22 protein-coding genes and 1 tRNA gene are annotated in these 24,514 nt (G+C 43.0%); 12 read left to right on the top strand and 11 right to left on the bottom strand.

Going from position 1 to position 24,514, the window contains the following annotated elements; translation table 11 throughout:
• The first annotated feature begins 146 nt into the window (after nucleotides 1–146).
• The 3 genes from AACT52_RS24450 (at nucleotide 147) to AACT52_RS24440 (ending at nucleotide 3,263) form a co-directional block, all read left to right on the top strand.
• On the top strand, nucleotides 147–2,237 hold the full coding sequence (locus AACT52_RS24450; RefSeq protein ID WP_073633675.1) for a prolyl oligopeptidase family serine peptidase: 2,091 nt from the start codon (nucleotides 147–149) through the stop codon (nucleotides 2,235–2,237).
• A gap of 127 nt (nucleotides 2,238–2,364) precedes the next feature.
• Entirely contained in the window at nucleotides 2,365–2,814 is a 450-nt protein-coding gene (locus tag AACT52_RS24445; RefSeq protein ID WP_073633650.1) for a hypothetical protein, read from the top strand.
• A gap of 92 nt (nucleotides 2,815–2,906) precedes the next feature.
• Nucleotides 2,907–3,263 (top strand): hypothetical protein, encoded by a 357-nt coding sequence (locus AACT52_RS24440; protein ID WP_073633649.1) that lies wholly within the window; start codon nucleotides 2,907–2,909, stop codon nucleotides 3,261–3,263.
• A 668-nt stretch (nucleotides 3,264–3,931) separates the two neighbouring features.
• On the opposite strand, the gene AACT52_RS24435 is transcribed toward AACT52_RS24440, so the two are convergent.
• The 5 genes from AACT52_RS24435 to AACT52_RS24415 all read right to left on the bottom strand — a co-directional run bounded on the left by AACT52_RS24435 (nucleotide 3,932) and on the right by AACT52_RS24415 (nucleotide 9,031).
• Nucleotides 3,932–4,582: an HAD family hydrolase gene (locus AACT52_RS24435; protein WP_445263928.1), complete on the bottom strand. Its 651-nt coding sequence runs from the start codon at nucleotides 4,580–4,582 to the stop codon at nucleotides 3,932–3,934.
• Nucleotides 4,583–4,727: 145 nt separating this feature from the next.
• Complete coding sequence (gene ccsB / locus AACT52_RS24430) at nucleotides 4,728–5,786, bottom strand: c-type cytochrome biogenesis protein CcsB (RefSeq protein WP_073633647.1); 1,059 nt, start codon at nucleotides 5,784–5,786, stop codon at nucleotides 4,728–4,730.
• Nucleotides 5,787–5,898: 112 nt separating this feature from the next.
• A complete protein-coding gene (locus AACT52_RS24425) occupies nucleotides 5,899–7,623 on the bottom strand; it encodes a DUF3352 domain-containing protein (protein ID WP_073633646.1) in 1,725 nt (574 codons plus the stop codon).
• Between the two features lie 519 nt (nucleotides 7,624–8,142).
• Complete coding sequence (locus AACT52_RS24420) at nucleotides 8,143–8,772, bottom strand: chorismate lyase (RefSeq protein WP_073633645.1); 630 nt, start codon at nucleotides 8,770–8,772, stop codon at nucleotides 8,143–8,145.
• Nucleotides 8,773–8,950: 178 nt separating this feature from the next.
• A tRNA-Leu gene (locus AACT52_RS24415) sits at nucleotides 8,951–9,031 on the bottom strand.
• A 441-nt stretch (nucleotides 9,032–9,472) separates the two neighbouring features.
• On the opposite strand from AACT52_RS24415, the gene accC reads away from it, so the two are divergent.
• A complete protein-coding gene (gene accC / locus AACT52_RS24410; RefSeq protein WP_073633644.1) occupies nucleotides 9,473–10,825 on the top strand; it encodes an acetyl-CoA carboxylase biotin carboxylase subunit in 1,353 nt (450 codons plus the stop codon).
• A gap of 77 nt (nucleotides 10,826–10,902) precedes the next feature.
• Here accC and AACT52_RS24405 read toward each other — a convergent pair whose 3' ends face one another.
• On the bottom strand, nucleotides 10,903–11,193 hold the full coding sequence (locus AACT52_RS24405; protein WP_041037722.1) for a YggT family protein: 291 nt from the start codon (nucleotides 11,191–11,193) through the stop codon (nucleotides 10,903–10,905).
• A gap of 271 nt (nucleotides 11,194–11,464) precedes the next feature.
• Here AACT52_RS24405 and psbX point away from each other — a divergent pair, with 271 nt between their 5' ends.
• The 4 genes from psbX (at nucleotide 11,465) to AACT52_RS24385 (ending at nucleotide 14,038) form a co-directional block, all read left to right on the top strand.
• The gene (psbX, locus tag AACT52_RS24400; RefSeq protein ID WP_073633643.1) at nucleotides 11,465–11,581 is read left to right on the top strand and encodes a photosystem II reaction center X protein; all 117 of its coding nucleotides are present in this window, start codon (nucleotides 11,465–11,467) and stop codon (nucleotides 11,579–11,581) included.
• A gap of 316 nt (nucleotides 11,582–11,897) precedes the next feature.
• Nucleotides 11,898–12,821, top strand: coding sequence for a Ycf66 family protein (locus tag AACT52_RS24395; RefSeq protein ID WP_073633642.1), 924 nt, complete (start codon nucleotides 11,898–11,900; stop codon nucleotides 12,819–12,821).
• A 46-nt stretch (nucleotides 12,822–12,867) separates the two neighbouring features.
• The gene (locus tag AACT52_RS24390) at nucleotides 12,868–13,428 is read left to right on the top strand and encodes a TolB family protein (RefSeq protein ID WP_073633674.1); all 561 of its coding nucleotides are present in this window, start codon (nucleotides 12,868–12,870) and stop codon (nucleotides 13,426–13,428) included.
• An 82-nt stretch (nucleotides 13,429–13,510) separates the two neighbouring features.
• Nucleotides 13,511–14,038, top strand: coding sequence for a TolB family protein (locus tag AACT52_RS24385; protein ID WP_073633641.1), 528 nt, complete (start codon nucleotides 13,511–13,513; stop codon nucleotides 14,036–14,038).
• An 82-nt stretch (nucleotides 14,039–14,120) separates the two neighbouring features.
• On the opposite strand, the gene AACT52_RS24380 is transcribed toward AACT52_RS24385, so the two are convergent.
• Both AACT52_RS24380 and AACT52_RS24375 read right to left on the bottom strand, forming a co-directional pair.
• Nucleotides 14,121–14,306 (bottom strand): hypothetical protein, encoded by a 186-nt coding sequence (locus tag AACT52_RS24380; protein WP_143172868.1) that lies wholly within the window; start codon nucleotides 14,304–14,306, stop codon nucleotides 14,121–14,123.
• A gap of 20 nt (nucleotides 14,307–14,326) precedes the next feature.
• Nucleotides 14,327–15,331, bottom strand: a complete 1,005-nt coding sequence (locus AACT52_RS24375) for a succinate dehydrogenase/fumarate reductase iron-sulfur subunit (protein WP_198940979.1) — start codon at nucleotides 15,329–15,331, stop codon at nucleotides 14,327–14,329.
• A gap of 1,301 nt (nucleotides 15,332–16,632) precedes the next feature.
• On the opposite strand from AACT52_RS24375, the gene AACT52_RS24370 reads away from it, so the two are divergent.
• The 4 genes from AACT52_RS24370 (at nucleotide 16,633) to AACT52_RS24355 (ending at nucleotide 20,640) form a co-directional block, all read left to right on the top strand.
• Nucleotides 16,633–17,100, top strand: a complete 468-nt coding sequence (locus tag AACT52_RS24370; protein ID WP_073633639.1) for an AbrB family transcriptional regulator — start codon at nucleotides 16,633–16,635, stop codon at nucleotides 17,098–17,100.
• Between the two features lie 270 nt (nucleotides 17,101–17,370).
• Nucleotides 17,371–18,255, top strand: coding sequence for a CPBP family intramembrane glutamic endopeptidase (locus AACT52_RS24365; RefSeq protein WP_073633673.1), 885 nt, complete (start codon nucleotides 17,371–17,373; stop codon nucleotides 18,253–18,255).
• 188 nt (nucleotides 18,256–18,443) lie between these two features.
• Entirely contained in the window at nucleotides 18,444–19,493 is a 1,050-nt protein-coding gene (locus AACT52_RS24360; RefSeq protein ID WP_073633638.1) for a caspase family protein, read from the top strand.
• 46 nt (nucleotides 19,494–19,539) lie between these two features.
• Entirely contained in the window at nucleotides 19,540–20,640 is a 1,101-nt protein-coding gene (locus AACT52_RS24355) for a DUF1349 domain-containing protein (protein ID WP_073633637.1), read from the top strand.
• Between the two features lie 143 nt (nucleotides 20,641–20,783).
• On the opposite strand, the gene AACT52_RS24350 is transcribed toward AACT52_RS24355, so the two are convergent.
• The 3 genes from AACT52_RS24350 to pyrH form a co-directional block, all read right to left on the bottom strand.
• Nucleotides 20,784–21,908, bottom strand: coding sequence for a geranylgeranyl reductase family protein (locus AACT52_RS24350; protein WP_073633636.1), 1,125 nt, complete (start codon nucleotides 21,906–21,908; stop codon nucleotides 20,784–20,786).
• A gap of 1,009 nt (nucleotides 21,909–22,917) precedes the next feature.
• Nucleotides 22,918–23,466: a ribosome recycling factor gene (gene frr / locus AACT52_RS24345; protein WP_073633635.1), complete on the bottom strand. Its 549-nt coding sequence runs from the start codon at nucleotides 23,464–23,466 to the stop codon at nucleotides 22,918–22,920.
• Complete coding sequence (gene pyrH / locus AACT52_RS24340) at nucleotides 23,453–24,181, bottom strand: UMP kinase (RefSeq protein ID WP_073633634.1); 729 nt, start codon at nucleotides 24,179–24,181, stop codon at nucleotides 23,453–23,455. The genes frr and pyrH overlap by 14 nt, the downstream gene beginning before the upstream one ends.
• Nucleotides 24,182–24,514: the final 333 nt, after the last annotated feature.

The raw sequence follows: 24,514 nt of genomic DNA, 5'->3' as shown, positions 1-24,514 counted from the left end.
GGAGTGGGTTGTTCCCTGCTACAGTTGCTGTTGCTAAAATTCAAACACCGAATGACTCTCACAATTTAATTGAGCTGGATGTACAAAAACCCCTAGGCAAGGTTCTATCTTGGAACTATGTCAAGAAAGAATTAGCTTTAAACACTATGCCTGCCAAAAAACACCTGAGTTACCCACCCACTCAGAAAAGCAATCAAGTAGATCAGTACCACGGTACTGCGGTAGCAGACCCTTACCGTTGGTTAGAAAACCCCGACTCGGAAGAAACTAAGGCTTGGGTTGAGGCACAAAATAAAGTGACTTTTGGCTATCTTGAGGAAATTCCTGCAAGAGAAAAGATTAAGCAGCGTCTCACCAAATTATGGGATTACGAAAAATACAGTATTCCTTTCAAAGAGGGTAACCGCTACTTTTACCTTAAAAACGATGGACTGCAAAACCAAAGCGTTCTCTACACTCTCAAAACCCTTGACGCTGAACCAAAAGTTTTACTTGACCCAAATACTCTTTCAAAAGATGGTACTGTTGCCCTTTCTGGATTGTCCATCAGCGAAGATGGTAAGCTTTTAGCATACGGTTTATCTACCGCTGGTTCTGACTGGCAAGAGTGGAAAGTCAGGGATGTCGAAACTGGTATTGACCTCAAAGACCACCTGAATTGGATTAAATTCTCTGGCGCATCCTGGACAACTGATAACAAAGGATTTTTCTACAGTCGTTACGATGAGCCGAATGAAAAAACCAAATTAGAAGATGTCAACTATTACCAAAAGCTTTATTACCACAAGTTAGGAACACCTCAATCAGAAGATTTGCTCATTTACCATCGTCCAGAGCAAAAGGAATGGGGATTTAATGGCGGTGTAACAGAAGATGGACGCTACCTCATTATTTCAGTATGGAAAGGAACTGACCCCAGAAATTTGGTTTTCTACAAAGATTTGACCAATCCAAAAGCGGAAGTTGTAGAACTCATTCAGGAATTCGAGTCAAATTTCAATTTTATTGACAATGATGGTAGCATCTTCTATTTCCGCACTGATTTAGATGCACCCAGAGGACGAGTGATTGCCATTGATACCAAAAACACCCCCTCTTCTCTTAGTAAGGGGGGGATGAAGGGGGAGTGGCGAGAAATTATTCCTCAAGCTGCGGAAACTTTGGAAAGTGTCGGCATAATTAATAATCAATTGGTTGCAGATTATCTAAAAGACGCTTACAGCCAAATTAAAATTTTTAACTTGAACGGCGCATTTGTGCGCGAAGTAGAATTACCTGGGATTGGTTCTGCTGGAGGCTTTGGTGGCAAGCGTTATGATACCGAAACTTTCTATAATTTTACCAGCTTCACTACGGCAGGAACTATCTATCGCTACGACATGGTAAGCGGAAAAAGTGAAGTTTTCCGTCAAGCCAAGGTAGATTTTAAGCCTGATAATTACCAGACAAAGCAAGTTTTTTATAAAAGCAAAGATGGCACGCAAGTGCCGATGTTTATTACCCACAAAAAGGGAATTAAATTAGATGGCAATAATCCAACATTACTATATGGTTATGGGGGTTTCAATCTCTCTCTAACCCCCAACTTTTCCGTCAGTAATTTGGTGTGGATGGAAATGGGCGGTGTTTATGCTATCCCCAACATACGTGGTGGTGGTGAGTATGGAGAAGAATGGCATCAGGCGGGAATGAAGCTGAAAAAGCAGAATGTGTTTGATGACTTTATCGCTGCGGCTGAATGGCTAATTGCTAACGGGTATACAAAACCTGCTAAGTTAGCGATCGCTGGTGGAAGCAACGGGGGACTACTGGTGGGCGCTTGCATCACTCAGCGTCCGGATTTATTTGGTGCTGCTTTACCATCTGTGGGCGTGATGGATATGTTGCGCTTCCATAAATTTACTATTGGCTGGGCTTGGACTTCTGAATATGGTTCGCCAGATAAGCAAGAGGAGTTCAAAGCACTTTATGGCTATTCACCATTGCACAACCTGAAACCAGGTACAGCTTACCCAGCAACATTAATTACCACAGCCGATCATGACGATCGCGTTGTTCCTGCACATAGTTTCAAATTTGCTGCGGCTTTACAAGCTGCTCACACTGGTGATGTGCCAGTGCTGATTAGAATTGAGACAAAGGCGGGACATGGTGATGGTAAACCCACAACTAAGAGAATTGAGGAAACAGCAGACATTTGGGCTTTTTTGGTGCGTACCTTGGATGTGAAAATTTAGGAATTGAATCCCCGTGCGTTGACGCCGGGGAGAGCCAAGACGGGAGAACCTCTGTCTACGGAACGATTTAGCTTCAAAGCCAAATCAAGTAAAAATAGGATGCTAAATAGAAATGAAGATCTATTCCATGAAATTGAATGATTTGATGAAACGGCTTTCAACTGTAGGACGCTTTCTGGCTACAACTGTGTTTTGTGTGTCAGCTGTAGCCTTCGTTTGGCAAGGTGCGTTTTTCTCAAACACCGCAGCAATGGCTGCTCCTACTGCAACCTTAATCGCCGAGGCAGACGTTAGCTCACAGGTTAAAGATAACCTCAACAAAGGTGCTAAATTATCTAAGGATTTCATCGAAGATACGAAAGAGCGCGTTGAGCGAACTGCAAATAAAAATGCCGACCGAGTTGAGCAAGCAACAGATGACAATGGAAGTCCTGTTGAGCGCAAAGCAAACAGAGATGAGGCTCGAATTTACAAAAGAGCAGAGGAAGATGCAGCTCGGACTAAGGAGCAAGTAGATAGGTCAAAGAATGCTGTTGAAAGCGTTGTTGATAGTATCAAGGATGCTTTTAGCAAGTAGAGAATAGATAGGCGTTGCCATCGTAAGCAGACAGAAAACAACGCGCCTACGCATAAAATAAGGGTGGGCAATGCCCACCCATCTCTATCACTATGAAAGATTTAGCACCGAATATTTTTAGACAAAGGTTGTTGGTTGAAGGTTTTTTCAAAAAAGAAGTAGATGAAACAGTTATTGAAGGATATTTTAAACAGATTACAAGCACTTTGAATTTAAGAATGTATGGAGAACCAATAATTTTTTCCCCTGGTAGTTTGGGAAAACAAGACAATCAAGGATATGATGCTTTCGTACCACTGATTGATTCGGGAATTTCGCTTTATATTTGGTCTAATCCTAAATTTTTGTCTGCTGTCATATACACCTGTAAAGGTTTTGATGAATTAGAAGCGATAGATGTCACAAGAAGATTCTTTGAAATTGATGAAATTGAATATCAGTCTTTTTAGTCAGCGTCAGTTGGGTTGAACGATAGTGAAACTCATGTCACAATATACTCAAAAATAATCACAAACTGTTTCTTGGGTGGGATTCTTTCCCCTATAATTGTTTTCCTAGCAACGTAAGTTCGACGAACCTCTCCCACCCAACCTCCCTCTCCTTGTAGGAGAGGGAGGAGCAACGTAAAAATCAGAGTTTTAAGCCTCTCCCCTTGTAGGGGAGCCAGTGCGTTGCGGAGCCAGCACGCTCAGACGGAAAAGCCAGTGCAGGTGACTGGCGTTGGGGTTCCCCCCGTTGAAGCATCTGGCGTGAGAGGTTTGGAGAGGGGTCAGCCCCTTCTCCTTCGGAGACGCTACGCGAACGGGGAAGTCAAAAGTCAAAAGTTAAAAGTCAAAAGTAAGAACCCCATAAATAAATTTAGGGGCTTGAGTCAGCGGACGCCGTAGACGCTTGCGCCTACTCGATGAAATACGTTTTTTCTTTTTCCATACCATAAGTTGGGGGCTTGTACCTTTTTCTTTCTGGTCAAATCAGGATACATCGAACTCACGTCTAGCAGGGTTGTGTCGCAAAAATTTAAAGAGTTTTACGTCCAGATAAACACGAAGTTGGCATACAGACCAAAGTCACCTGTATTTTTCAGGGATGGTATCCCAACACCCAAAAATATTTACATTTACTCAAGTAAATCTCGTAAGTCTTTAATTACTAAATCAGGAGTTGGAATATTTGAAGAAAGTTTTTTATTATCTGAATTAATCCATATTGCAGATAAACCTACTTTCTTTGCTCCTGTAATATCAAACAGCAAATTATCCCCTACAAATACAATTTTGGATTCAGACACTTCCATCTGTTCTATCGCTTTTTGAAAGATTAAAGGTGAAGGTTTGATAATGCCATAATCAGAAGAAAATATAATAGTTTTAAATAAATCACTAATTCCTACTCTGTGAAATTCCTTGAGGCAGAATTCGCTTTTGCACCAAATATTTGATACAACACCCAATTTATGAGTTTTTCTCAGTTGTACAATGGCTTCTACGTAACTATCTGGAATTATGCCTATTTCGTGAATTGCAAAAACTTCCTCTAATAAATCAATTTCATTATCAGGTAAGTTCTTCTCTTGAATAACTTTAACCAAATAGTTTTTAACCGCTGGGAAGCATTCATAGTATTTTGGATTTTCATAATCCTTGCCCATCTGATTCAATACTTCAGAAATTATTGATTTAACTTGGGCGTTGTTGAATACAGTTCCATTTATTTCACGATATGTTTTGCCAAAATCCTCTAAGTCAGAAAATCGGTCACAATCGAACATGAAAGTGTTTCCCATGTCGAGGAGGATGGCATCAAATTTATCGAGAAAACGCATTTTCTTCTATATTGCAGTTAGATAAAAATTACGGCTCCTTACTATTAATAACCCCCTCTCCGCTGGTCGAGAGGGGGTAGGGGTGAGGTTCTTAAAAGAACCAACCGTATGAGTGCAAACCCTTACCTAACAAATTAACTCCCAGATAGCAAATCCAAACAACAACAAAGCCACTAGCGGCTAAAATTGCGGGACGACGCCCTTGCCAACCGCGAGTGATGCGGGCGTGAAGATAAGCAGCAAAAACTAACCAAGTAATTAGTGCCCAAGTTTCCTTGGGGTCCCAACTCCAGTAAGATCCCCAAGCTTCGTTAGCCCAAACAGCACCAGCAATGATACCAATAGTCAGCAGAGGAAATCCCAACCCGATAATGCGATAGCTGATATTGTCAAGGGTTTCGGCAAGGCCCAGACGCTGAGGTGAAAGGGGTTCCGCTGTTGATACAGCTTGAGACTGAGGCACAGTGACTAAATCCAAAACAGCAGTTTTGCCGTTGCTATTGCTTTCACGACGAACGACTCCGTTATTGTCATCAGCAACTGGTTGTGTTTGAGATTGTGTTTGAGAAACTAGTTCACCCGCTTTGTGCAAGCGATAGCCGTTGCTGCGATATCCACCGGTACCTACAGAACTCCCTTGTAATTGGATGTCTTGAGCGCGAGTCACTATCAGGAAGGCGATCGCCACCAGCGAACCCACCATCAAAGCCGCGTAACTCAACATCATCACGCTGACGTGCATCATCAGCCAATTGGATTTCAGCGCAGGTACTAGGGGTTCTGCGACTTGCATTTCTGATGGTAGGGTGAGGGTGGCAAAAGCGGTGATCGCCATAGCTACAGGTGCTGTCACGACTCCTACCAAGCGGCTACGACTCGTGTTTTCAGCAATCAGATGGATAGTCGTTATTCCCCAAGTTAAGAAAAATAGAGATTCATACAAATTACTTAAAGGAAAATATCCAGCTTCTAGCCATCTTGCCCCTAGTAGGGTCGCTATGCACAAATTAGCGATCGCCATACCTGCTGTCCCTATAGCAGTTGCAGGTATATTTGGAAAAGCCGCCCCACCCCAATAAACCAGCATTGTGACAAATAGAACTGCAAACGAGGCATTGTCTAGCCAGTTCTGGAGTGCAATTAAATTCATAAATAATCTTATCTCCACTCGATATAGTATTGATTCTGATTGTTATGATCCTATCTGTTTTAAGGGGTTAGAAATGTTAATGAATCATGAATGCTGAAATTTTCATCATTATTTATTTTGCTGGACTTGGTAAAGGGTCTGGTTTTCCAGCTTTTTTAAGTGATACAAAAATATCGTAGCGAGTACTGCGGCTATCACTGACAGCAGCTGTCACTCCTGCTGAGCGTGTTGCCTCTAACAAAGCTCGTTGATTGGGCACAAAGCTTACTAAGGGAAAATACTTAGCCGTTTTTTCCACATCTAAGAACAACTGACCATTTGTGGGATTGGGTTCGCTTGGAACTGTATTTTGGAATAAGGCAGAGTTAGCTAAAGTGTTATTCGGTCTAGGAATAACTCTATCACTCACAGGCGCTCCAACCGTTAAGAAAGCCACATCTCCATCCAACCAACCATGAGTGGCTGTTAATGTTCCAAAAGGTCCGACCCAGTTGACAACAGGTTTCCCATCAACTGTCGTGTATTTTACCTGAAACTGGTATTGATTTCTCATGACTTCATCGAGCTGTTTTAGAGCTGCTTCACCACGGGAACGATTGCTTGCCTGTACCATGAAAACCAAAGCTGCACGAAAATTTTCTGGCAAACCTTCTTTGGGAGTATTGGGAATCACAGAGACAGAAAACTCTCCTCCCATCCAGTTCAGCAAATCCTGCTCTAAATCGAGATTTGTCAGAGATTTCACACCATTTCGCAGTTGTTCTGGCATGACTGGCGAGTACGGATTTCTTTGGGAAGTTAAAACATAGTCTGCCCACAACTGTTGTAAGTTCCCGCCAGACAGCATCATCAAAGTCTCTGCGGGCAAGCGGTTTTGCATTTTCCCGGCTTTGTTTTCCACGGAGAGTACCCGCTGACTGTTAGGATTGAGCCAAGAAACGCTCTTCAACCGGATTCCTTCTGACTCCAGAGTTATTGTCCCTGCTAAACCTTGGTTATTCTGAAGTTGACTCAAAACTTGAGCAGGTAAAGGACGGTTTGGAGATGCACCTGCTATCTTAGCAGAGTAAGGCACGTTCACGTAGAACTGAGCAAACGGTCCGTATCTGGCAATTTTTGGGAAATTTTCCGCAAAACCCGCACTTGTAGCTAGGGATGCTTTACCTTTGTAGGCGTCAATCGCTTGTTCTGTCGTTTTGGGATTATCGGTGATCACTAGGAAACGCTTATCTAGTAGGGCTGCTGAGAAATTTTCTCCTACTTGTCCTTGAGTTTCTTTGATGGGAATATTTTCATAGGTGCGGTCAATCCATTTGCCATCTTTAACTGCTTTAGGTTGTGCCAAGATGCTGCTGGCTCTTTGTAAATTTTTCACTGGCAGAATCATCACCATCGATTGCTCGTTGGTTGTCGCTTCTCCACCGGTAGCAACAGGTTTTGATGTGGTTTTACTTGCGTTTGGGGCAACAATTGCGATTGTGACTTGATCGCCAACCCAAGGACTGATATCTTTCTGGAAGTCATAGCCATGATTCGTCAAAAAGCGATCGCGCAACTGCACTAAATTTTTATCGAGTAAGCTTTGAGTTTCTTTTGTCCCAAACTCTCGTAATTTTTCCCATTGCCCTGGATCGGTCGTTAGGGAAACTGCAACTAGAGCATTTTGGGGAATAATATTTGCGCCTGGTAATAAATCTTTAGAAAATAGATTTCCCTGAGTTAACACCCAGTACGCCGCACTCCCCGCACCAATCAATAACCCAGCGGATGAGAGTGTCAGTACTAAAGACGGTTTCTTTCTTTTGCTCATCGAATTAGACACAAGCGGCAGTGCCATTCAAACCAATACCTCAATACTTGCGTGCATCATAATTGCTTGTTGGCATTAACCAAAAGGTTTCCTGATCTAAGCGAGTTGCTTTTTACATTTTTTCTTTACCCTAGACTGAGACGCCTTTTGGTCATTAAGCTACCATTTTTTCTAAGTTTGCTACTACGTAGGCTTTTTTAAGAACGATGGTTAAAATGTAGCTACAATTGACAAAACTTGCCTAATAGAGCATAGCACAGACAACCTAAGTACATTTTTTTCAATATCGGGTAAATCTTTACATTATGCAATGCTTTACCCTGATTCCTCAAGCACGGCATTGAAAATGTAAAGAATCAATTTTTATTTGAAATCTAAAATTACTTAGTAAAAGTTTAAAAATATTTTATATAGAAAAAATATACAAAATCTCTACATATGTAGTAAACAAGTTTACATAGCTTTTCTTGACGAGAAAAAATTTAGAACTCAGAAGCGATCTTGAAAATATAGCGTCACAGACATTCTGAGTTCAGAAATTTGGGATTAAACCTTACCATTGGTAGGACTTAGCTGCATGGGTCCGAGATATTTTGTTAAATAAGGCGAAAAAACCTCGTAAATTAACGTCAAGGGCTGTCCATGATGCCAAAACAAGTAGTGGCGACCCCAAAAAGGTCCAGTCTCATCAAAGCCTGACTCTAAAGCATTCGATTCGCCGTAGTAAATCCCTTGAACGTCGCGATACAGCTCTGTACGCAGACGAGCTAAACTTGCCCAAATAGGTAATGAACGGTTTTGCAAATACTCATCTACGTGAGAAGCTTCCCACCATGAAGTGGCATACGCCAATCGTTGCCCAGAGGCGGTACGTAACCACACCTGTCGCCGCAGTCGTGGTCCTGGTACTGCTTGGATCAGTTCAGGCGCACTATCCAAGTCTAAGCCAATCAATGACATATCAATTACGTCCACTTCTGTAGGCTCGCCTGTCAGCAGTTGTAAGTGCCTTGTTGGGGAACCGTCACCTAAGAGGAGTAATTGCCAAGTCGGTGCCAGCTGAGTGTGTGGCAAACCTTGTTGAATGACTTCTTCCCCGCCTTGCCAAATCGGACTCAGGCGATGCCATCCCGTAGGTAATGTTAAGTTGTTTGTCGGCGTAAAAGTCGCAGTCAAGGTTCTTTACAAAACTTCATTTATCTCTATAAAAGCACAAGTGAAGCTCTGAGTGCGAAAGAAAGTTCTGAGTGCTAAGTCCTAAGCCCTAAGTGACACACAATTTCATGTGAGTCAGCTTGCCTGAATTTGTGAAATCCTACTGCTCACTTGGTACTTAGGACTCATCACTAAAAAATGCGGATGGCGAGACTCGAACTCGCAAGGCAAAGCCACACGCCCCTCAAACGTGCGCGTATACCAATTCCGCCACATCCGCAAGGTTTCCCTGAATATAAAATATAGCATAACAGAAAGAATTATAGTAACTGATACCCAAGTTACAGAAAAATTAAGTGCAGGAATTCACAAATATTTCAAATGGGTATACTCGACGGACAGAAACGTAGTAGCTGCACACGTGATATTAAAAAGGGGTATAGCCAATTTCCTTTGCAGCCGCGAATCGGGTTGCAAAGGAAATTAGGTCTATCGTGAAGCGCACCGTATGCATGAAAATGCCAAAGTCGGGAAACTAACTCCGGACTAGCAACATTGCTGCTGCTAGTGTAGTTAATACCTGTAGAGGCAAGCGGCGAAATCCTTCCTTATATTTAGGAAGAGTGTTGGGATCCGGTCAGAATTTGAAATGAGGCTCTGCGTAATTTCAATTTTGACGGTAGAAAATGTCAATCTACTGGACTGATATCAAAGCTAGAAGATGAAGTTTGACAAAATATTAATTGCTAATAGGGGAGAAATCGCGCTTCGCATTCTCCGCGCCTGTGAAGAAATGGGGATTGCAACGGTTGCGGTACATTCCACCGTTGACCGTAATGCTCTGCACGTCCAACTTGCCGATGAAGCTGTTTGCATTGGCGAAGCTGCTAGCAGTAAAAGTTATTTGAATATTCCCAATATTATTGCAGCGGCATTGACACGTAATGCCAGCGCCATTCATCCTGGTTATGGCTTTTTGGCAGAAAATGCTCGGTTTGCAGAAATCTGTGCTGACCATCATATTGCTTTTATCGGTCCATCTCCGGAAGCCATTCGGCTGATGGGCGATAAATCTACGGCAAAAGAAACCATGCAAAAAGCTGGGGTTCCCACCGTACCAGGTAGTGATGGGTTGGTAGAATCGGAGCAAGAAGGTTTGGCGATCGCCCAAAAAATTGGCTACCCAGTCATGGTTAAAGCCACAGCTGGCGGTGGCGGGCGGGGTATGCGCTTGGTGCGTGCTGAAAGCGAGTTCGTCAAATCCTTCCAAGCAGCCCAAGGTGAAGCGGGAGCTGCATTTGGTAATTCTGGGGTTTATCTGGAAAAATTTATTGAGCGTCCCCGCCATATCGAATTTCAAATCTTGGCTGATAACTATGGCAATGTCATCCATTTAGGGGAACGGGATTGTTCTATTCAACGCCGCAACCAGAAACTTCTAGAAGAAGCCCCTAGCCCGGCTTTAGATCCTGACTTGCGAGAGAAAATGGGACAAGCTGCCGTCAAAGCAGCCCAGTTTATCAACTACAGTGGTGCAGGTACCATTGAGTTTCTCTTGGATAAATCCGGTCAATTCTACTTTATGGAAATGAACACCCGGATTCAAGTCGAGCATCCAGTGACAGAAATGATTACTGGGATAGATTTGGTTGCTGAACAAATCCTGATTGCCCAAGGGGAAAAACTCAAGCTGACACAAGACGAAGTCGTTTTGCGAGGTCATGCGATTGAATGCCGTATTAATGCAGAAGATCCTGACAATGACTTTCGACCCTCCGCTGGACGTATCAGTGGTTATCTCCCCCCTGGAGGTCCTGGAGTCCGCATCGACTCCCATGTTTACACGGATTACCAAATTCCGCCTTACTACGACTCACTCATCGGTAAGTTAATCGTTTGGGGACCAGACCGCCCCACTGCTATTAACCGCATGAAACGAGCACTGCGAGAATGTGCCATCACGGGACTCCCCACGACTATTGGATTTCATCAAAAGATTATGGAACACCCGCAGTTTTTGCAGGGTAAAGTTTACACTAATTTCGTACAGGAGATGAAAACTCTAGTGCAGTAGCATCGGGGATTCGGGACTGAGAACTAAGCAATACTCGCACCTTACCCCAATCCCCAATCCCTAATCCCTAAACTCTACTAAACACGAGACAGCATGGTCAGCAGTCCTTGCTGACCTAGGAGAATTTCCCGTAAAAGACTGAAGATACCAACCCAAATGATTGGGGTAATGTCCACCCCGCCTATAGGTGGTACTATCTTTCGCAACGGCACGAGAAACGGTTCAGTAGGCCAAGCTACGAGATTAAAAGGCAAACGATTCAAATCAACTTGGGGATACCAAGTTAAAATAATCCGGAAAATAAACAAAAATGTCATCAGTCCCAACACTGGACCGAGAATCCAAGCGGCAAGATTAGCACCAGTCATGATTTCAGCTTGACTTTCTGTGTGAATAAAGCAGACAGAGAATAAAATTTAAGCTTTGTAAAGCCTTTCTCTAATTGTAACCAAAGCCTGCTACACAAAAGAGAATAGGGAATACTGGTTGCTAGTTGTTAGCGCCATGGCGCGTCTGTACATTTGTTAGTTGTCAAAGTAGCACTAACCCTGAACAACTACCCACTGCCATAAATGGCTTCTCAAGGGTCGAATAGACCATTAGAATTGTAATAAACTATGTAAAAAAAGGTTGAAATCTATGACGCCCTCTTTATCAAATTTTCTTTGGAGTCTGGTTTGGGGAACAGCAATTGTCGTTATCCCCGCAACACTAGGATTGATTTTTGTCAGCCAGAAAGATAAAATCCAACGTTAATAAGAGTTGTGTAGAGAAGCGCTGTTTGCAGCTTCTCTACTCTTAAAACTCGGTTTGTGTCACTGAATTGCGATGGTTGCTGACTCTGAGCAATTCCTCACAGAAGCATATTTATACTAAAGCGACACACAGGCTTGTTAGCTTTAGGTCATAATGTAAAGACGCGTAAGTGTTGCTCAACTCTCATGAAAAGCTGCCCTACGGGCGTCTAGGTGGAGTTAGGCAACTTCGCGTCTTTAAAGTATATTGTGTCTGATTACAGTAGAGATTTAAATTCTAACTCGCTAACATAGATTCTAATATTGGGTAAACAACAATGCTAATATTTGGGCTGAACTCAGCCAGTGTTCTGGCTCAGGTAAATTTTGGGGCAAACTCAGCCAGTATCCTAGGAATTTTCTTGGCTGTGGCTGGGGCAGCACTCTATTTTCTCCGAACTGTGCGTCCAGAGCTCTCACGCGACCAAGATATCTTTTTTGCCGCTGTGGGCTTACTGTGCGGCTTCATTCTCGTGTTCCAAGGTTGGCGTCTTGACCCAATTCTACAATTTGGTCAGTTGCTTTTGGCAGGCTCAACTATATTTTTTGCGGTTGAAAGTATTCGTCTGCGCGGTATAGCCACTCAGCAAGCCAAGCGCAACACGCCTATTGTGGATGATGAACGAGAGGTCAGCGACAACTATAGGTATAACAAGAAGTACAAGGCACAGGTAGACGCTGAGTTAGAACCATTGCCTTATGATGATGATTACGATGAGCGCCCCGTGCGTGGTCGAATTTCTGGTAGCAGGGAGAACCGTTCATCTCGGGATGATTACTACGAAGATGAACCCCCGCGTCGTCCAGAACGTCGCAATGGTAGCGAAAGGCTGACAACAAGCGACAAAACTGACAAACCCCGTCGCCGTACTTCTGGGCGTTCTGTCCGTCCTTCTGAAAGTTTTGAAGATGAAAGTTGGGGTGCTTCCACCAGACCAGTTGATGAGTGGGATAGCTCAACTACCGAAGAAAGACGACCTTCACGTCGTGGGAATAATGGACCAGTGCGTCCAGAAACGCGCGATGAAGATGTTACTCCTAGACCAAGAAAACGCCGTCCATCCACTGAATCAACTCCAAGAAAAGAGCGCGACGATGATGAGGTGATTTCTACTGAATATGTAGACTACAAACCATTAGACCGCTCAGAACGTTCGGGTAAGGATCAAGATAGTTCATCAAATTTTGATGATGATTTGTAAATAAGCTGAGGTGGAGGAGGGGAAAGCGGCGACGGAAAAAGTTCAGGTGAAAAAAATTACACCTAGTTTTTGGCTCCAAAGACAAATTCCTTGGGGTCTTAGTTTTACATTGGCAAGTTTACTTGTATCTTGTAGCTACAGCGACATCCCAATTGGACCTACTTCCCTCAACAGCCGCTACACTGAGCAGCAACCAGCCTTGAGTGGGAATGGTCGTTTTTTAGCGTTTGTATCTAATCGAAATGGTAGTCATCTAGTGCTACTGTATGACTTGGAACAGCAGCAGTTTATTGCGACACCTGGGTTAAACCGACCAGAGACAATTGCCGAAAGTCCTAGTCTCAGCTACACCGGACGTTACATTGCTTATATCACGAGCGACCAAGGTAGACCAGTTGTGGCGCTTTACGATCGCGCTACGCAACAGTCACAAATTCTTACCCCCATTTATCCTGCTTGGGTAAGAAATCCCAATATTAGCCCAAATGGACGTTATGTTGTTTTTGAAACTGCTAGCCGTGGTCAGTGGGATATTGAAGTTCTGGACCGGGGACCGAATATTGAGTTAGATATTCCCAACGGCGCAGCCGTGGGTGAATCCCCGTGAGGGGAGATGAGGGGGATGAGGGGGATGAGGGGATGAGGGGAGCAGGGAAGAAGAATAATTTTTGACTCTTGACTCTTGACTAATGACGAAACGCTTTATTTTTCTACCTATATTTGCCTTGGCTAGTTTGTTAGGTGGCTGTGCTGGGTACCCGCGCCTAGTCAATTATGGATATGATCCGGGGGGTCTGAGTCTGAATAGTTCGGCTTCGGAATTAGATCCTCAAATTTCAAGAAGATATATTGTTTTTGCGAGTGACCGACGAGGGAGCCAAGATATCTATATGTTTGATACGGTCACTCGTACTTTGGTAGATTTGCCTGGTTTAAATTCTTTTGATACTGTTGCTTCTCATCCTGCTGTTTCTGAAAATGGTCGTTCTATCGTGTTTGTTGGTAGTCGTCAGGGTCGCTCAGCTATTTTCCTTTACGACAGAGAAACACGTCAATTAAGGAATTTGACTGCCAACCTGCAAGCAGAAGTTCGTAATCCAACAATTAGTGCTGATGGCAGTAGGATTGCTTTTGAGTCTAGCGTGAATGGACAATGGGATATTTTCGTTTATAACCGTTCTGGACAACCGCTGAATGTGCCTCAAGACCCCCGTTGAGGGAGATGAGGGCAATACGGTTCGGATAAGACTTGATCCCCCCAACCCCCCGATAAGTTGGGGGGCTAATTTCCCCCCTTTACTAAGGGGGGTTAGGGGGGATCTTTGAGGAATGAACATGGCGTTCCCGTACGGTATAGGGAGTGGGGGAAGATGAGGGAGATGAGGAGCCAGCGCCGTGGGCGGGTTTCCCGACTTGAGGCGACTGGCGTGGAGATGAGGGAGAAATTCCCGGCTCTTGAGCTCTCCTGGTTCCCTCAATACTCACTTTGTGTCTGTACCTTATTCCTAGACTTTATTCTCTTGTTGCTGAACGGCTTCAATGAGCGATCGCACTTGTTGAGTTCCTTGTGAAGGTTCAAACGAAAGTGGAAATTTACTTCGGGCTAGCATTCGCAACCCAAGGGGAACAATACTGAGCAATCCTTTGAGGTCTTTAAAGTAGTTTCCAACGACTTGTAAGCCAAATTGACGCTCATCAATCCACCCGCCTTCTTTGACTAAGTCTATTAATACTTTGCGATGGCGAATTGAACGGCTGTCGCTTGCTTGTTTGTGATCAAGAATTTCCTGCTTGATTTTGGTGATTTGCTCTAATGGGGCAACACCCATTGGACATACAGAATTACAGTAAAAACAACGGGTACAACCCCAAACTCCTTTTGTGCCTTCGTTATATTCTTCTAAACGACTTTCGGTTTGGCTATCACGAGAGTCTGCTACCATGCGGTAAGCTTTGGCAAGGGCGTGGGGACCAACAAAGTCTGGGTCAACTTCACGAGCATTGCACTCAGAGTAACAAGCTCCACACATGATACAGTTACCACTTTCATCAAGGCGCGATCGCTCTTCGGGCGTTTGTAAAAATTCCCTTTCTGGGACGCTACGCCCTGCTGTACTCACATAAGGAGCAACCCTCTCAAGATTGTTCCAAAAACTGCTCATATCCACCACTAAATCTTTGACCACAGGCATATTGCCCATTGGTGCGATCGTTATTTCTGGAATGACATTTGCATGACCTCCCGTTGTTCCAGTCTGTTGTAATTTGGCAATTTCACTCCCAACATTTTCCTTACAAGCCAAAGCTGAACGCCCATTGATTCGCATTGCGCAGCTACCACAAATTGTATTGCGGCAATTTTTGCGGAACGCCAATGTTCCGTCTTGCTCCCACTTAATACGATTGAGACAATCCAGAATTGTATTCCCTGCTTCAGTATCCAAAACGTAAGTTTGCACAACCGGGGAGGAATTTTCTTGCTGTCGTATGACCTTAAAAACAACTTCCATTGCCACCTACCAAAGTCTTGAAATTGCTATACCTATCTATAAAATTATTCCCACACATCACTTGCCCACCAACACCTGAACTATACTCCTGTTGCCCTTAATTCGCTCGCTAGCTGTTAATAGGCTGATGATTAAACTACTTATTCTAGTTTAAGGATAATCATGAAAATCTTAATTGTATCAGCACCGAATGGGTTTGGCACCAAATGTGTCAACATGTTTAGCTAAAAAAAAGTAATCGCTGCTTGACAATTCATTCATGTATTTGGGCTAATGAACGTGAGTAAGAGAGAAGGACAGGGGAAACGGGACTTAAGTTCATCCCTTAACTGAAAATGTCCAAATTTAATGCTCCTTAGGTTATAACTGTATCTTGATGTCAATACGAGTGAAAGACCCACTGATTGAAAAAATCGCGTATGGCAGTCGTGAAGCGCCAAATTTTTGGTTATATAGAATTGTTAAAGCTTTTAATGAACATCTTGACCTCTTAATCAAGAAACTCTTGGTTGTAACTCACTCCTTCAAACTGCTTGTCTAAATTAAATGAATTTTTATAAAACCCCGACGGTAATACTCATCCCAAGGATAGGGATTTACATAAAAGTGTATCAGCAAGTTTAATTCAAAATTAAACAGCAATTTTGCTATTATTAAACCATGCTACTATTTAATATAAAATTATGAGGCAACAAAACCAGTATCAATCGCCGTGTAAGGGCGGCTGTTACTGCTTTGTTTCTTTGTAATAAACAGAGGCAAGAAATTTCTGGTCTCTACTGGCAGGATAAAAGGTTGTATGTCGGCACAACCCTATGAAAATACTATGCTGTCTTATGCTTCTTGAGTATCAGTGGGCAAAACCACACGACTCAAGGTTAATAAAGACAGAGCTAGGAAAGTAAAAAGCCTGCAATTTGTTGAGTCTACGACTTGTTTCTAGTGGTAGAACTTAACGGCACAAAAGCGGGATGAAAATCCTCTGCACGTTTTGCCTCCGCCATTTGTAAAGGTTGCTCAAAGTTGTACCACTCTGTAGTGCCAAAAAAGAGAATTATCTCATTTCAAATGGCAAATAATGGTTAAAAATGCCGTAAAATTAGCAAAATTAATGCCTGTGACAACTAGACCTTAATCTGTTGTGGGCAACCATAAGAGATTCTCTTGTGGCTCTTGTGTATGGAGGAATTAGCCCTTCATTCTAGGGTCTTGGGTAACTTTGTGCAAATGTCAAGAAGCCAAGAATTGCCAAAAGACGGCTTGTTTATTAGTTTGGAGAAAGTGAGGATATTTGAAGCGTAATGACTGAAACTGCCACCGCACCATTAACTGGAAAAGCACTGCTAGCTAAAGTAAAAGAACTTTCTACTTTACCACGCCGAGAAAGAGCGAAGCAGTGTGGTTACTATACAGTTACTAAAAATAACCAAGTTCGTGTCAATCTTACTGATTTTTATGATGCTTTGCTGTCGGCTAGAGGAATTCCCCTAAGTCCAGAAGCACCTAAAGATGGTCGTGGACGCGAACCGACTTACAGGGTAAGCGTACATCAAAACGGTCAAATTGTTATTGGCGCGACTTACACCAAAGCTATGGGCTTAAAGCCTGGTGATGAGTTTGAAATTAAGCTGGGTTACAAGCATATTCACTTAATTCAAGTTGATAGTGATAAAAAGCTACTCCAGCACGATGAAGATGCAGAAATCTATGAGGATGAAGACCTCGAAGACGAAGATCTAGAAGACGAAGACGAAGAAGACGACGAGTAAAGTTTTCTTATAGTAGAGACAAGTTTAAGGCAAAACTTTTATAACTTGTCTCTACAGCTACACAGAAAGCTTTAAAATTTGTTGCAACTTAAAAATACGATCAGACTTCTTGCAAAATTTAAGCACTTTGGCAAAGGCTTGATTGAGAATAAAGAAAAGCTATTCATAAATCATACTTGAGGCAGTTGCAAAAGCAGGATAACATTGCTATTCCTGTTTGAAAACTGCTCTAAATCAAGAAAAATTTTTCTTGCCAAGCCAAAAATTATTATGCAAGAAGTGTATCGTGTTTTTTTCGCTGATTTTATAGCGTTATTTGAGCTATCACCCGACTTGTTACTGTCATCTTTAAAAGATGCACCAGTATTCTTTGTTGTGATAGCTTTTTTTATTGTTTGGGTGGGTTGCTGGTTGCCTATAGCAGCACTCATAGCATTTGCCCTTAAGTGGCAACTCTCTAAAGGTTTCCAACCAGAACAAAAGTTACCTTTACTGGTATCTCTCTACCTATTAGCACCCTTTGTTTTATGGGGAGCTAGTTGGCTAACCGATACACCTTTCTCAGATTACGGCTTTATTAGCAACATTTCAACTCTATATTCTTTGGGGTTGGGTTTAGCCTTGGGAATGTTGAGCATCGCAGTGGTTTTTTCTGGGCAATTGTGGCTGGGATGGTGCTGTTTTCAATGGTCGAATTTTAAGCTTGTGCGACCTATCTTGTTACCTATTTTATTAGTGGCATTATTTGTAGGTGGTATTGAAGAGTTAGTTTTTCGCGGTTTTCTGTTTACGGAATTACAGAAGGATTACTCTGTATGGGTAGCAGCACTCATTTCTAGCTCGATTTTTGCGTTGCTACACTTGGTTTGGGAGCAAAGAGAAACGACACCACAATTACCTGGACTCTGGTTCATGGGAATGGTGTTGGTACTAGCACGATTTGTCGATGGGGGGAGTCTCGGCTTAGCTTGGGGACTGCATGCTGGATGGGTGTGGGCGATCGCCACTTTAGACACAGCGCAGCTGATTGATTACACAGGTAAAGTCTCGGAGTGGGTGACAGGTAAGAATAAAAAACCTCTTGCTGGTGTAGCTGGAATTGTTTGTTTACTGTTCACTGTGGGGATTTTTTGGGTTTTTTCTGGGAATATTTAATTTCGCCCATTGACAAAGGCGCAAAAAAAAGCAGTAGTCACAGAGTGAGGTAAACAACTCAGAACATCTTGGTTTCGCAAATATTTGCCTAAAAAATCTGGGATGTCTTGGCTTGACTTGGTAGATTAGTGTATCTCTCCTCAAAAGGGATGTCACCAAGCACTTTCAATAAGTCAAGAGGATAGGGCGTGACAAATCAAACTTTTGCTCATGGTTATGCATTACTCATCGGTGTTGGTGCTGATTTACCCATCACCGTCAAAGATGCTACTGCCCTACGAGATGTTTTAGTTAGCCCCAATCGAGCTGCCTATCCACTAAACCAAGTCAACTTGCTAACCGAGACTGCTGCAACTCGGCAAGAAATTCTTAAGGCTTTTGACCAGCTTATCGAACAGGTAAACCAAAATCCTGATGCAACAGTAATTATTTACTACTCTGGTCATGGTGGACGGATTAAGCGTACAAATGAATACTTCTTAGTGCCTTATGGCTACGATCCCAGCCAACGTGCAGACACCGCCATATTAGGATTGGAGTTTACCCAAAAAATTGAAGCGATTAAAGCACGTAAGCTCGTCGTTTTGCTCGATTGTTGTCATGCAGGAGGGGTTCCTGCACTCAAGGAAGCTGAAGAAACTTTTATCAAATCACCTGTACCACCTGACCTGTTAAATATGCTGGCAACAGGAAGTGGTCGAGTTGTCGTTGCTTCATCGCGGGAAGACGAATATTCCTACACAGGTCAGCCGTACAGTGCTTTTACGGATTGCTTGTTGGAAGCTTTACAAGGCAAAGCAACTGTGAATAAAGAGAATAAAGATGGCTATGCTCGTATTCTTGACGTTATGATTTATTTGTTCGACCAAGTGCCCGAGCGGGCTTCGGGACCACAGCATCCATTCGTCAAGAAAGTGCTTGATTTAGGTGATAATTTTCCACTTTGCTACTACGCAGGTGGAAGTAAATTTTTACCAGGGGAAGTACCAGTGGCTGAAGTGAACTCAACTACCAGTGGCTTAACAGGCGGACAAAAGCGACGATTAGCGCAAAAACGAGACACACTCCAGGCAGAATGGGATCTCCGTAGCGAGAAAGTGAAGCGAATGCGGGATGCTCTGGCTATTGAGGCTGGTACGGCTGTTAAGTTCCAATTAGAAAAGCAGCTTTTGGATGAAGAGGCTCAACTAGCCCGTCTTGGTGATGAGTTGGATGAAATTGAACAGGCATTGCAGTAATTGAGAAAGCTGGGGCTAAATAGAGATGTCATCCGTCAAAGCTCTTATGAATAAACTTGAAAGACTGAACGAAACACTTGATGGACTTCAGCAGGAGTGGAAGCTACACAATGACAAAGCTAAGCAATTACGCATGGCTTTTGCCACTGAAACCAGTGCCAATGCAGACAACAAATTTCTACTAGAGCAGAAAATAAACTTTGAAAATGCTCAGCTTCAAAGTCTGGATCAGAAAATACAAGATGTCGAAAAGCAGATTGAGCAAATGAATCTAGACTTGGAAAGGGCTAGGTTACAAGCAAATCAATCAGGTTCATCTCGTCAATCGAATAAGACCTCACAAACCTCAAAACCTGTAGGTAGAATAAAAGAATTTTTTGGGGGGAGTGTTGTTGTCTGCTCAACGATTATTGCAGTACCCATTATTTATATTTACTTTCAATCAGGCAACGTAGCTACTCAGTCACTGACAACAACGACACCACCGACACCAACACCCGTCGTAAACGACTATCCCTCTCCAACATCTTCACCAACACAAACTCCTGAATCTATACCACAGGAGATTCCTTTTACTTCATCACCAGACTCTAGGGACTTAAATCAAAAATTTTTTACCTGGAAACGGGGCAGTTCGTCCAGCAGTAGATATAGTTTAACTCCATCTGGTGTGTTATCGATAACTGCCGGCGCAGGTACAGATATTGTTGGTTCTATTAATACAGCACCCTTGGTTACTTATCCATTTAATGGAGACTTTGAGGTTCAGGTTAAAGTGATGTTTAATTCTACTATCAATAACCAGCGTGCTGGTCTTGGTATTAGATCAACAGATGCTCAAAATAATCATCTACGAATTTACAAGTTAGAAAACAAACGTATTGAGGGGTATCTGAATTTACAACACAAAAAGCAATACCCCTTAAATATAGTGCCTTATGAGGGTGAGACTGTTTATTTTAGGATAAGAAGACAAGGTAGAGATATTAGTATGTTTTACAGTTCCAATGGGAGCAATTGGGTTTCTTTAGGAAATGAGAATCTAGAAATACCTCAAGAGGTAGAAATATTTCTTTTTGTTCTTTCCGCAAACAACCCAAATACTGCGACTGCACAGTTTAGTGACTTCGTAATAACTCGTCTATGAAAATTTTAATAACCTTAGTTGGGCAGAGGTTTTTTGTGAGTGTCGGAGAATCTGATGATGGCAGTTGTGTGTGAGAATGTAGGTCTTTACTTGTTCAGGAGTCATTTGTCCAATACCAATGACAAATGACTACTGACTTATGACTATCCACCAAAACCAGGAACAAGGCGCTTGAGCGCCCGACCACTCACCTCACTGTAACGCAGTTCACCACACAAAAGTTTGCCCATAATTTGGACAGATGAGGGACGCTTCACACCCACTTTATATCCAATACCAGGGAAGCGGTAAAATGCCCCAGCTAATTTCTGCGCCCAAGCCATATCACTACCCCATTGTTCGTTAATGGTGTCAGAGTATTTTTCCAAGGCGTTGATATCACCACCCAAGGCTTCGTCGATCGCTTCTGCTGCTTTCATACCGCTAAAAATTGAGGGGCGAATACCTTCTGCTGTGAAGGGGTCAACGACACAAGCAGCTTCCCCAGCGAGAACCGCATTTTCAGTGTGCAGCTTTTGATTGCCATTCCACAAGCACAAGGCATGACCATACTGCTTGCAGATTTTGATATCCACACCAAACAAGCTGCCATAGTCGTTCAAAATGCTCTTGAAATCTTGAGCCTCACCACCGCCCAGAAATCTGCCAATTCCAATAGAATATCCATCTGCTTTAGGAAAGTTCCACAGATACCCGTTTTTGATCATGCCAAACTCAAAATGGGCAATGTGTCCGTTCTCCACTTTGGCTGATGCTTCTGCTTCTAAGGCTGCTGCTAGAACGCGTTTGCGGTCTTTGAAGCCTAGGTATTTTGCCATTGGTCCTTTTGCACCATCAGCAGCAATTAAGTAACGTCCACTGACAGATCCATTTGCCGTATTAACTTGCCAAGAGTCACCTTTAAATTCAATGCCTGTGACTGCTGTATTATCTTTGAGTTCAGCCCCTTGCTTTTGCGCTTGCTGAATCAGGAAATGGTCAAATACATCGCGCCTAACCATCCAAACTGGTTCGGGAGTTTTTAGTTCCGCTTCCACAGGTTCGCCCATTTTCCAGGTACAGCGAATTGTGTCTGCTTTGCTTGAAATTGCAGGGCTAAAGTCAAAGTCAAACCATTGGGCGATCGCTGGCGACACTCCACCGCCACAGGGTTTATATCTTGGCAGGGTTTCTTTTTCTAAGACTAATACTGAGCGTCCCCGCTTGGCTAAATGATATGCGGCTGTTCCACCAGCTGGTCCCGCGCCGACGATAATACAGTCGTACATATGGCTGTTGTCTTTGCTCCTGTATCTGTTAGTTGTCCAGTTTCTGTTTTTACTTTCTAAATAGCCAGTCTGACGAGACTTTCATTAATTTTCGTAGTTTGCTGTTAAAAATGGTATTTATCTTGGTTTGGCTTGTCTAAATCTTTATTCTTTATAAACTATGCTTTATCCGTAAATATTACTATGTTTCATCACTCTCTTCATTTATTTTTCTTAATTACGGTGGTATTATAGCAGTCCTATTTGATTTTTGATAAATGAAGTGCAGAGGACAACAGAGGCTACTGATGAAGAAAATTAGACATTTTCACGACTGATTTAGAATTCCTATCTTATTTTTATCTTAATATCATATGGATAATTTATGGTGGTTTAAACGCATTTTTTCTATTACATAAAATGTCTCTTTTTTGTCAACTTATACGAAAATAAATTCATTCGCTTCACTGTTATACCAATCCTAAATCATAAACCTTACCGGCTGCCTTCGGCTAGGTGAACAACAAGATTCCCGACTTCTTTAAGAAGTCGGGAATCTGAGCATACGCGATTTATGCACTTGCGCAAGCACTTTCATACAAATCAAATAAGATTAATATAACAACTTTCTCAGCAATTCTTTATCTTTCTTCATTAACTTGTAGTAAACATTTTGGAAATGAAATGTTTCAGAGTTAATTTTGAAAAAGTTTATATTATGCCACAAGTAGTCAAAAAGCAACTTTCTACCTCTACAAAATATTTTGAGGTAGTACATGAGCATTGATTTATATGCTGGAAAAACTATGAGATGCACTGACGCGGTTTCTATTGGACGCGAAGAAGACTAGACGTAGTGACACTGCTGATAACGTGGAGATAACTAGACGAGGTGACAGGGAAAGTCTTCGGTGAAAAATTTCCCCGTGTCTGGTATGTCTCCTTGTCCTTGTGTCCTCTTCCCGTTATGCTCATGTCTCCTTGTCGTTGAGAACCGCGTCTCCCTGATAAGCATTTTTCCGTGTTCTTTCTAGACGGTTGTGATGTCTTTTTCTTTTTCTGTCAATAATTCGTCTATTCTGGTGGTGTACTTGTTGGTCAATTTTTGCAGTTTGTCTTGCTGATCGCGTGCTTCATCCTCTGAAATTTCGGCATTCTTTTCCAGTTTGCGAATTGTATCTAAAGCATCGCGCCGGATGTTGCGAATGGCAACGCGTCCTTCTTCGGCATACTTGGCGGCGATTTTGACTAATTCTTTACGGCGATCGCTCGTCAATGGCGGAATGTTTAGCCGAATTAAGGAACCATCGTTGTTTGGGGTTAAACCCACATCCGACATGGAAATTGCCTTTTCAATCAGGTTTAAAGTATTGCGATCATAAGGCTGAATCAGAATCGTTGTGGAATCTGGCGTGGTGATGTTTGCCAGTGATTTCAACGGCGTTGGCGAACCGTAGTAGTCCACCGTTATCTTATCCAATAAACTCGCATTAGCGCGACCAGTGCGAATCGTGTTAAAAGCTCGTTGAGTCGATTCAACGGTCTTTTGCATCGTACTCTCAGCTTCAGCTAATTTCACAAGAACCTCCCACAAGCGTCCCTATCGATTCTCCCATGACTGCTCGGCGGATGTTACCCCGCACAGTTAAGTCAAATATAAGAATAGGGATATTATTCTCCTTACACAAGGCTATCGCGGTACTGTCCATTACTCGCAAATCTTTTGCCAAAACATGCCCGTATGTTAAGGTATTGTAACGTTTGGCGTCTGGGTAGATGTGGGGGTCAGCATCGTAAACCCCGTCTACCTTAGTGGCTTTAAAAATCACGTCAGCTTCAATTTCTGCTGCTCTCAATGCCGCAGTCGTATCGGTGGTGAAAAAAGGATTTCCAGAACCAGCACCAAAAATAACCACCCGCCCTTTTTCTAAGTGGCGGATGGCACGACGACGAATATACGGTTCGGCGACTTCTTGCATAGAGATGGCGGTTTGTACCCGCGTTTGTACCCCGATTCGTTCCAGCGAATCTTGCAATGTCATAGCATTCATCACCGTGGCAATCATCCCGATGTAGTCAGCGGTTGCTCGATCCATCCCAGCCGACGCCGCCTTGACGCCACGAAAAATATTTCCGCCTCCAACGACGATGGCGATCTGAACGCCAGTTGATACCACCTCTGCTACTTCTTCGGCTATTTCCTTGACTACTTCTGGATCAATTCCATAGCCCATATTGCCCATGAGGGCTTCACCACTCACTTTAAGTAAAACCCTTCGGTAATCTGTTCCCATGAAGTTACGTGCTTATCAAAAATTTGTTATTGCCTCCAATTAAAGATAGCAATACAGTGGCATTCTGTCTCTAGTTTCTATATACCAAAGAAGTGCCAATTGATTCAGTCTCGTTGGGATGAATTTCTTGAGCTTTCAACAAATTGGCGATCGCCTTCTCAAGAGCGGAGACGCTGCGTGTTGGCGCAGCCTGTCCTCGGGACTTACGGCACTGCGCTCCCTTGCAATCGCCCCCTCGCGTAGCGTTCTGCAGGAAAGGCGGGGCTGAGTCCAGAGGACAGGCACTCGCGTTCGCCCATCGCTGTAAAGCGCGAGAAAAGCGTCATCGCAATC

The sequence above is a fragment of the Scytonema sp. HK-05 genome (genome assembly GCF_963872035.1).
GTDB lineage: Bacteria > Cyanobacteriota > Cyanobacteriia > Cyanobacteriales > Nostocaceae > Kalymmatonema.
This window is presented reverse-complemented; position numbering and strand designations above follow the sequence as displayed.

Excerpts from the sequence above, each read along its gene's own strand:
- AACT52_RS24440 (WP_073633649.1), top strand. The coding sequence starts at position 2,907 with ATGAAAGATTTAGCACCGAATATTTTTAGACAAAGGTTGTTGGTTGAA.
- accC (WP_073633644.1), top strand. The coding sequence starts at position 9,473 with ATGAAGTTTGACAAAATATTAATTGCTAATAGGGGAGAAATCGCGCTT.
- AACT52_RS24425 (WP_073633646.1), bottom strand. The coding sequence starts at position 7,623 with ATGGCACTGCCGCTTGTGTCTAATTCGATGAGCAAAAGAAAGAAACCG.
- AACT52_RS24370 (WP_073633639.1), top strand. The coding sequence starts at position 16,633 with ATGACTGAAACTGCCACCGCACCATTAACTGGAAAAGCACTGCTAGCT.
- pyrH (WP_073633634.1), bottom strand. The coding sequence starts at position 24,181 with ATGGGAACAGATTACCGAAGGGTTTTACTTAAAGTGAGTGGTGAAGCC.
- AACT52_RS24350 (WP_073633636.1), bottom strand. The coding sequence starts at position 21,908 with ATGTACGACTGTATTATCGTCGGCGCGGGACCAGCTGGTGGAACAGCC.
- AACT52_RS24355 (WP_073633637.1), top strand. The coding sequence starts at position 19,540 with ATGAATAAACTTGAAAGACTGAACGAAACACTTGATGGACTTCAGCAG.
- AACT52_RS24435 (WP_445263928.1), bottom strand. The coding sequence starts at position 4,582 with ATGTTCGATTGTGACCGATTTTCTGACTTAGAGGATTTTGGCAAAACA.
- AACT52_RS24385 (WP_073633641.1), top strand. The coding sequence starts at position 13,511 with ATGACGAAACGCTTTATTTTTCTACCTATATTTGCCTTGGCTAGTTTG.
- AACT52_RS24365 (WP_073633673.1), top strand. The coding sequence starts at position 17,371 with ATGCAAGAAGTGTATCGTGTTTTTTTCGCTGATTTTATAGCGTTATTT.
- psbX (WP_073633643.1), top strand. The coding sequence starts at position 11,465 with ATGACGCCCTCTTTATCAAATTTTCTTTGGAGTCTGGTTTGGGGAACA.
- ccsB (WP_073633647.1), bottom strand. The coding sequence starts at position 5,786 with ATGAATTTAATTGCACTCCAGAACTGGCTAGACAATGCCTCGTTTGCA.
- AACT52_RS24405 (WP_041037722.1), bottom strand. The coding sequence starts at position 11,193 with ATGACTGGTGCTAATCTTGCCGCTTGGATTCTCGGTCCAGTGTTGGGA.
- AACT52_RS24450 (WP_073633675.1), top strand. The coding sequence starts at position 147 with ATGCCTGCCAAAAAACACCTGAGTTACCCACCCACTCAGAAAAGCAAT.
- AACT52_RS24395 (WP_073633642.1), top strand. The coding sequence starts at position 11,898 with ATGCTAATATTTGGGCTGAACTCAGCCAGTGTTCTGGCTCAGGTAAAT.
- AACT52_RS24445 (WP_073633650.1), top strand. The coding sequence starts at position 2,365 with ATGAAATTGAATGATTTGATGAAACGGCTTTCAACTGTAGGACGCTTT.
- AACT52_RS24375 (WP_198940979.1), bottom strand. The coding sequence starts at position 15,331 with ATGGAAGTTGTTTTTAAGGTCATACGACAGCAAGAAAATTCCTCCCCG.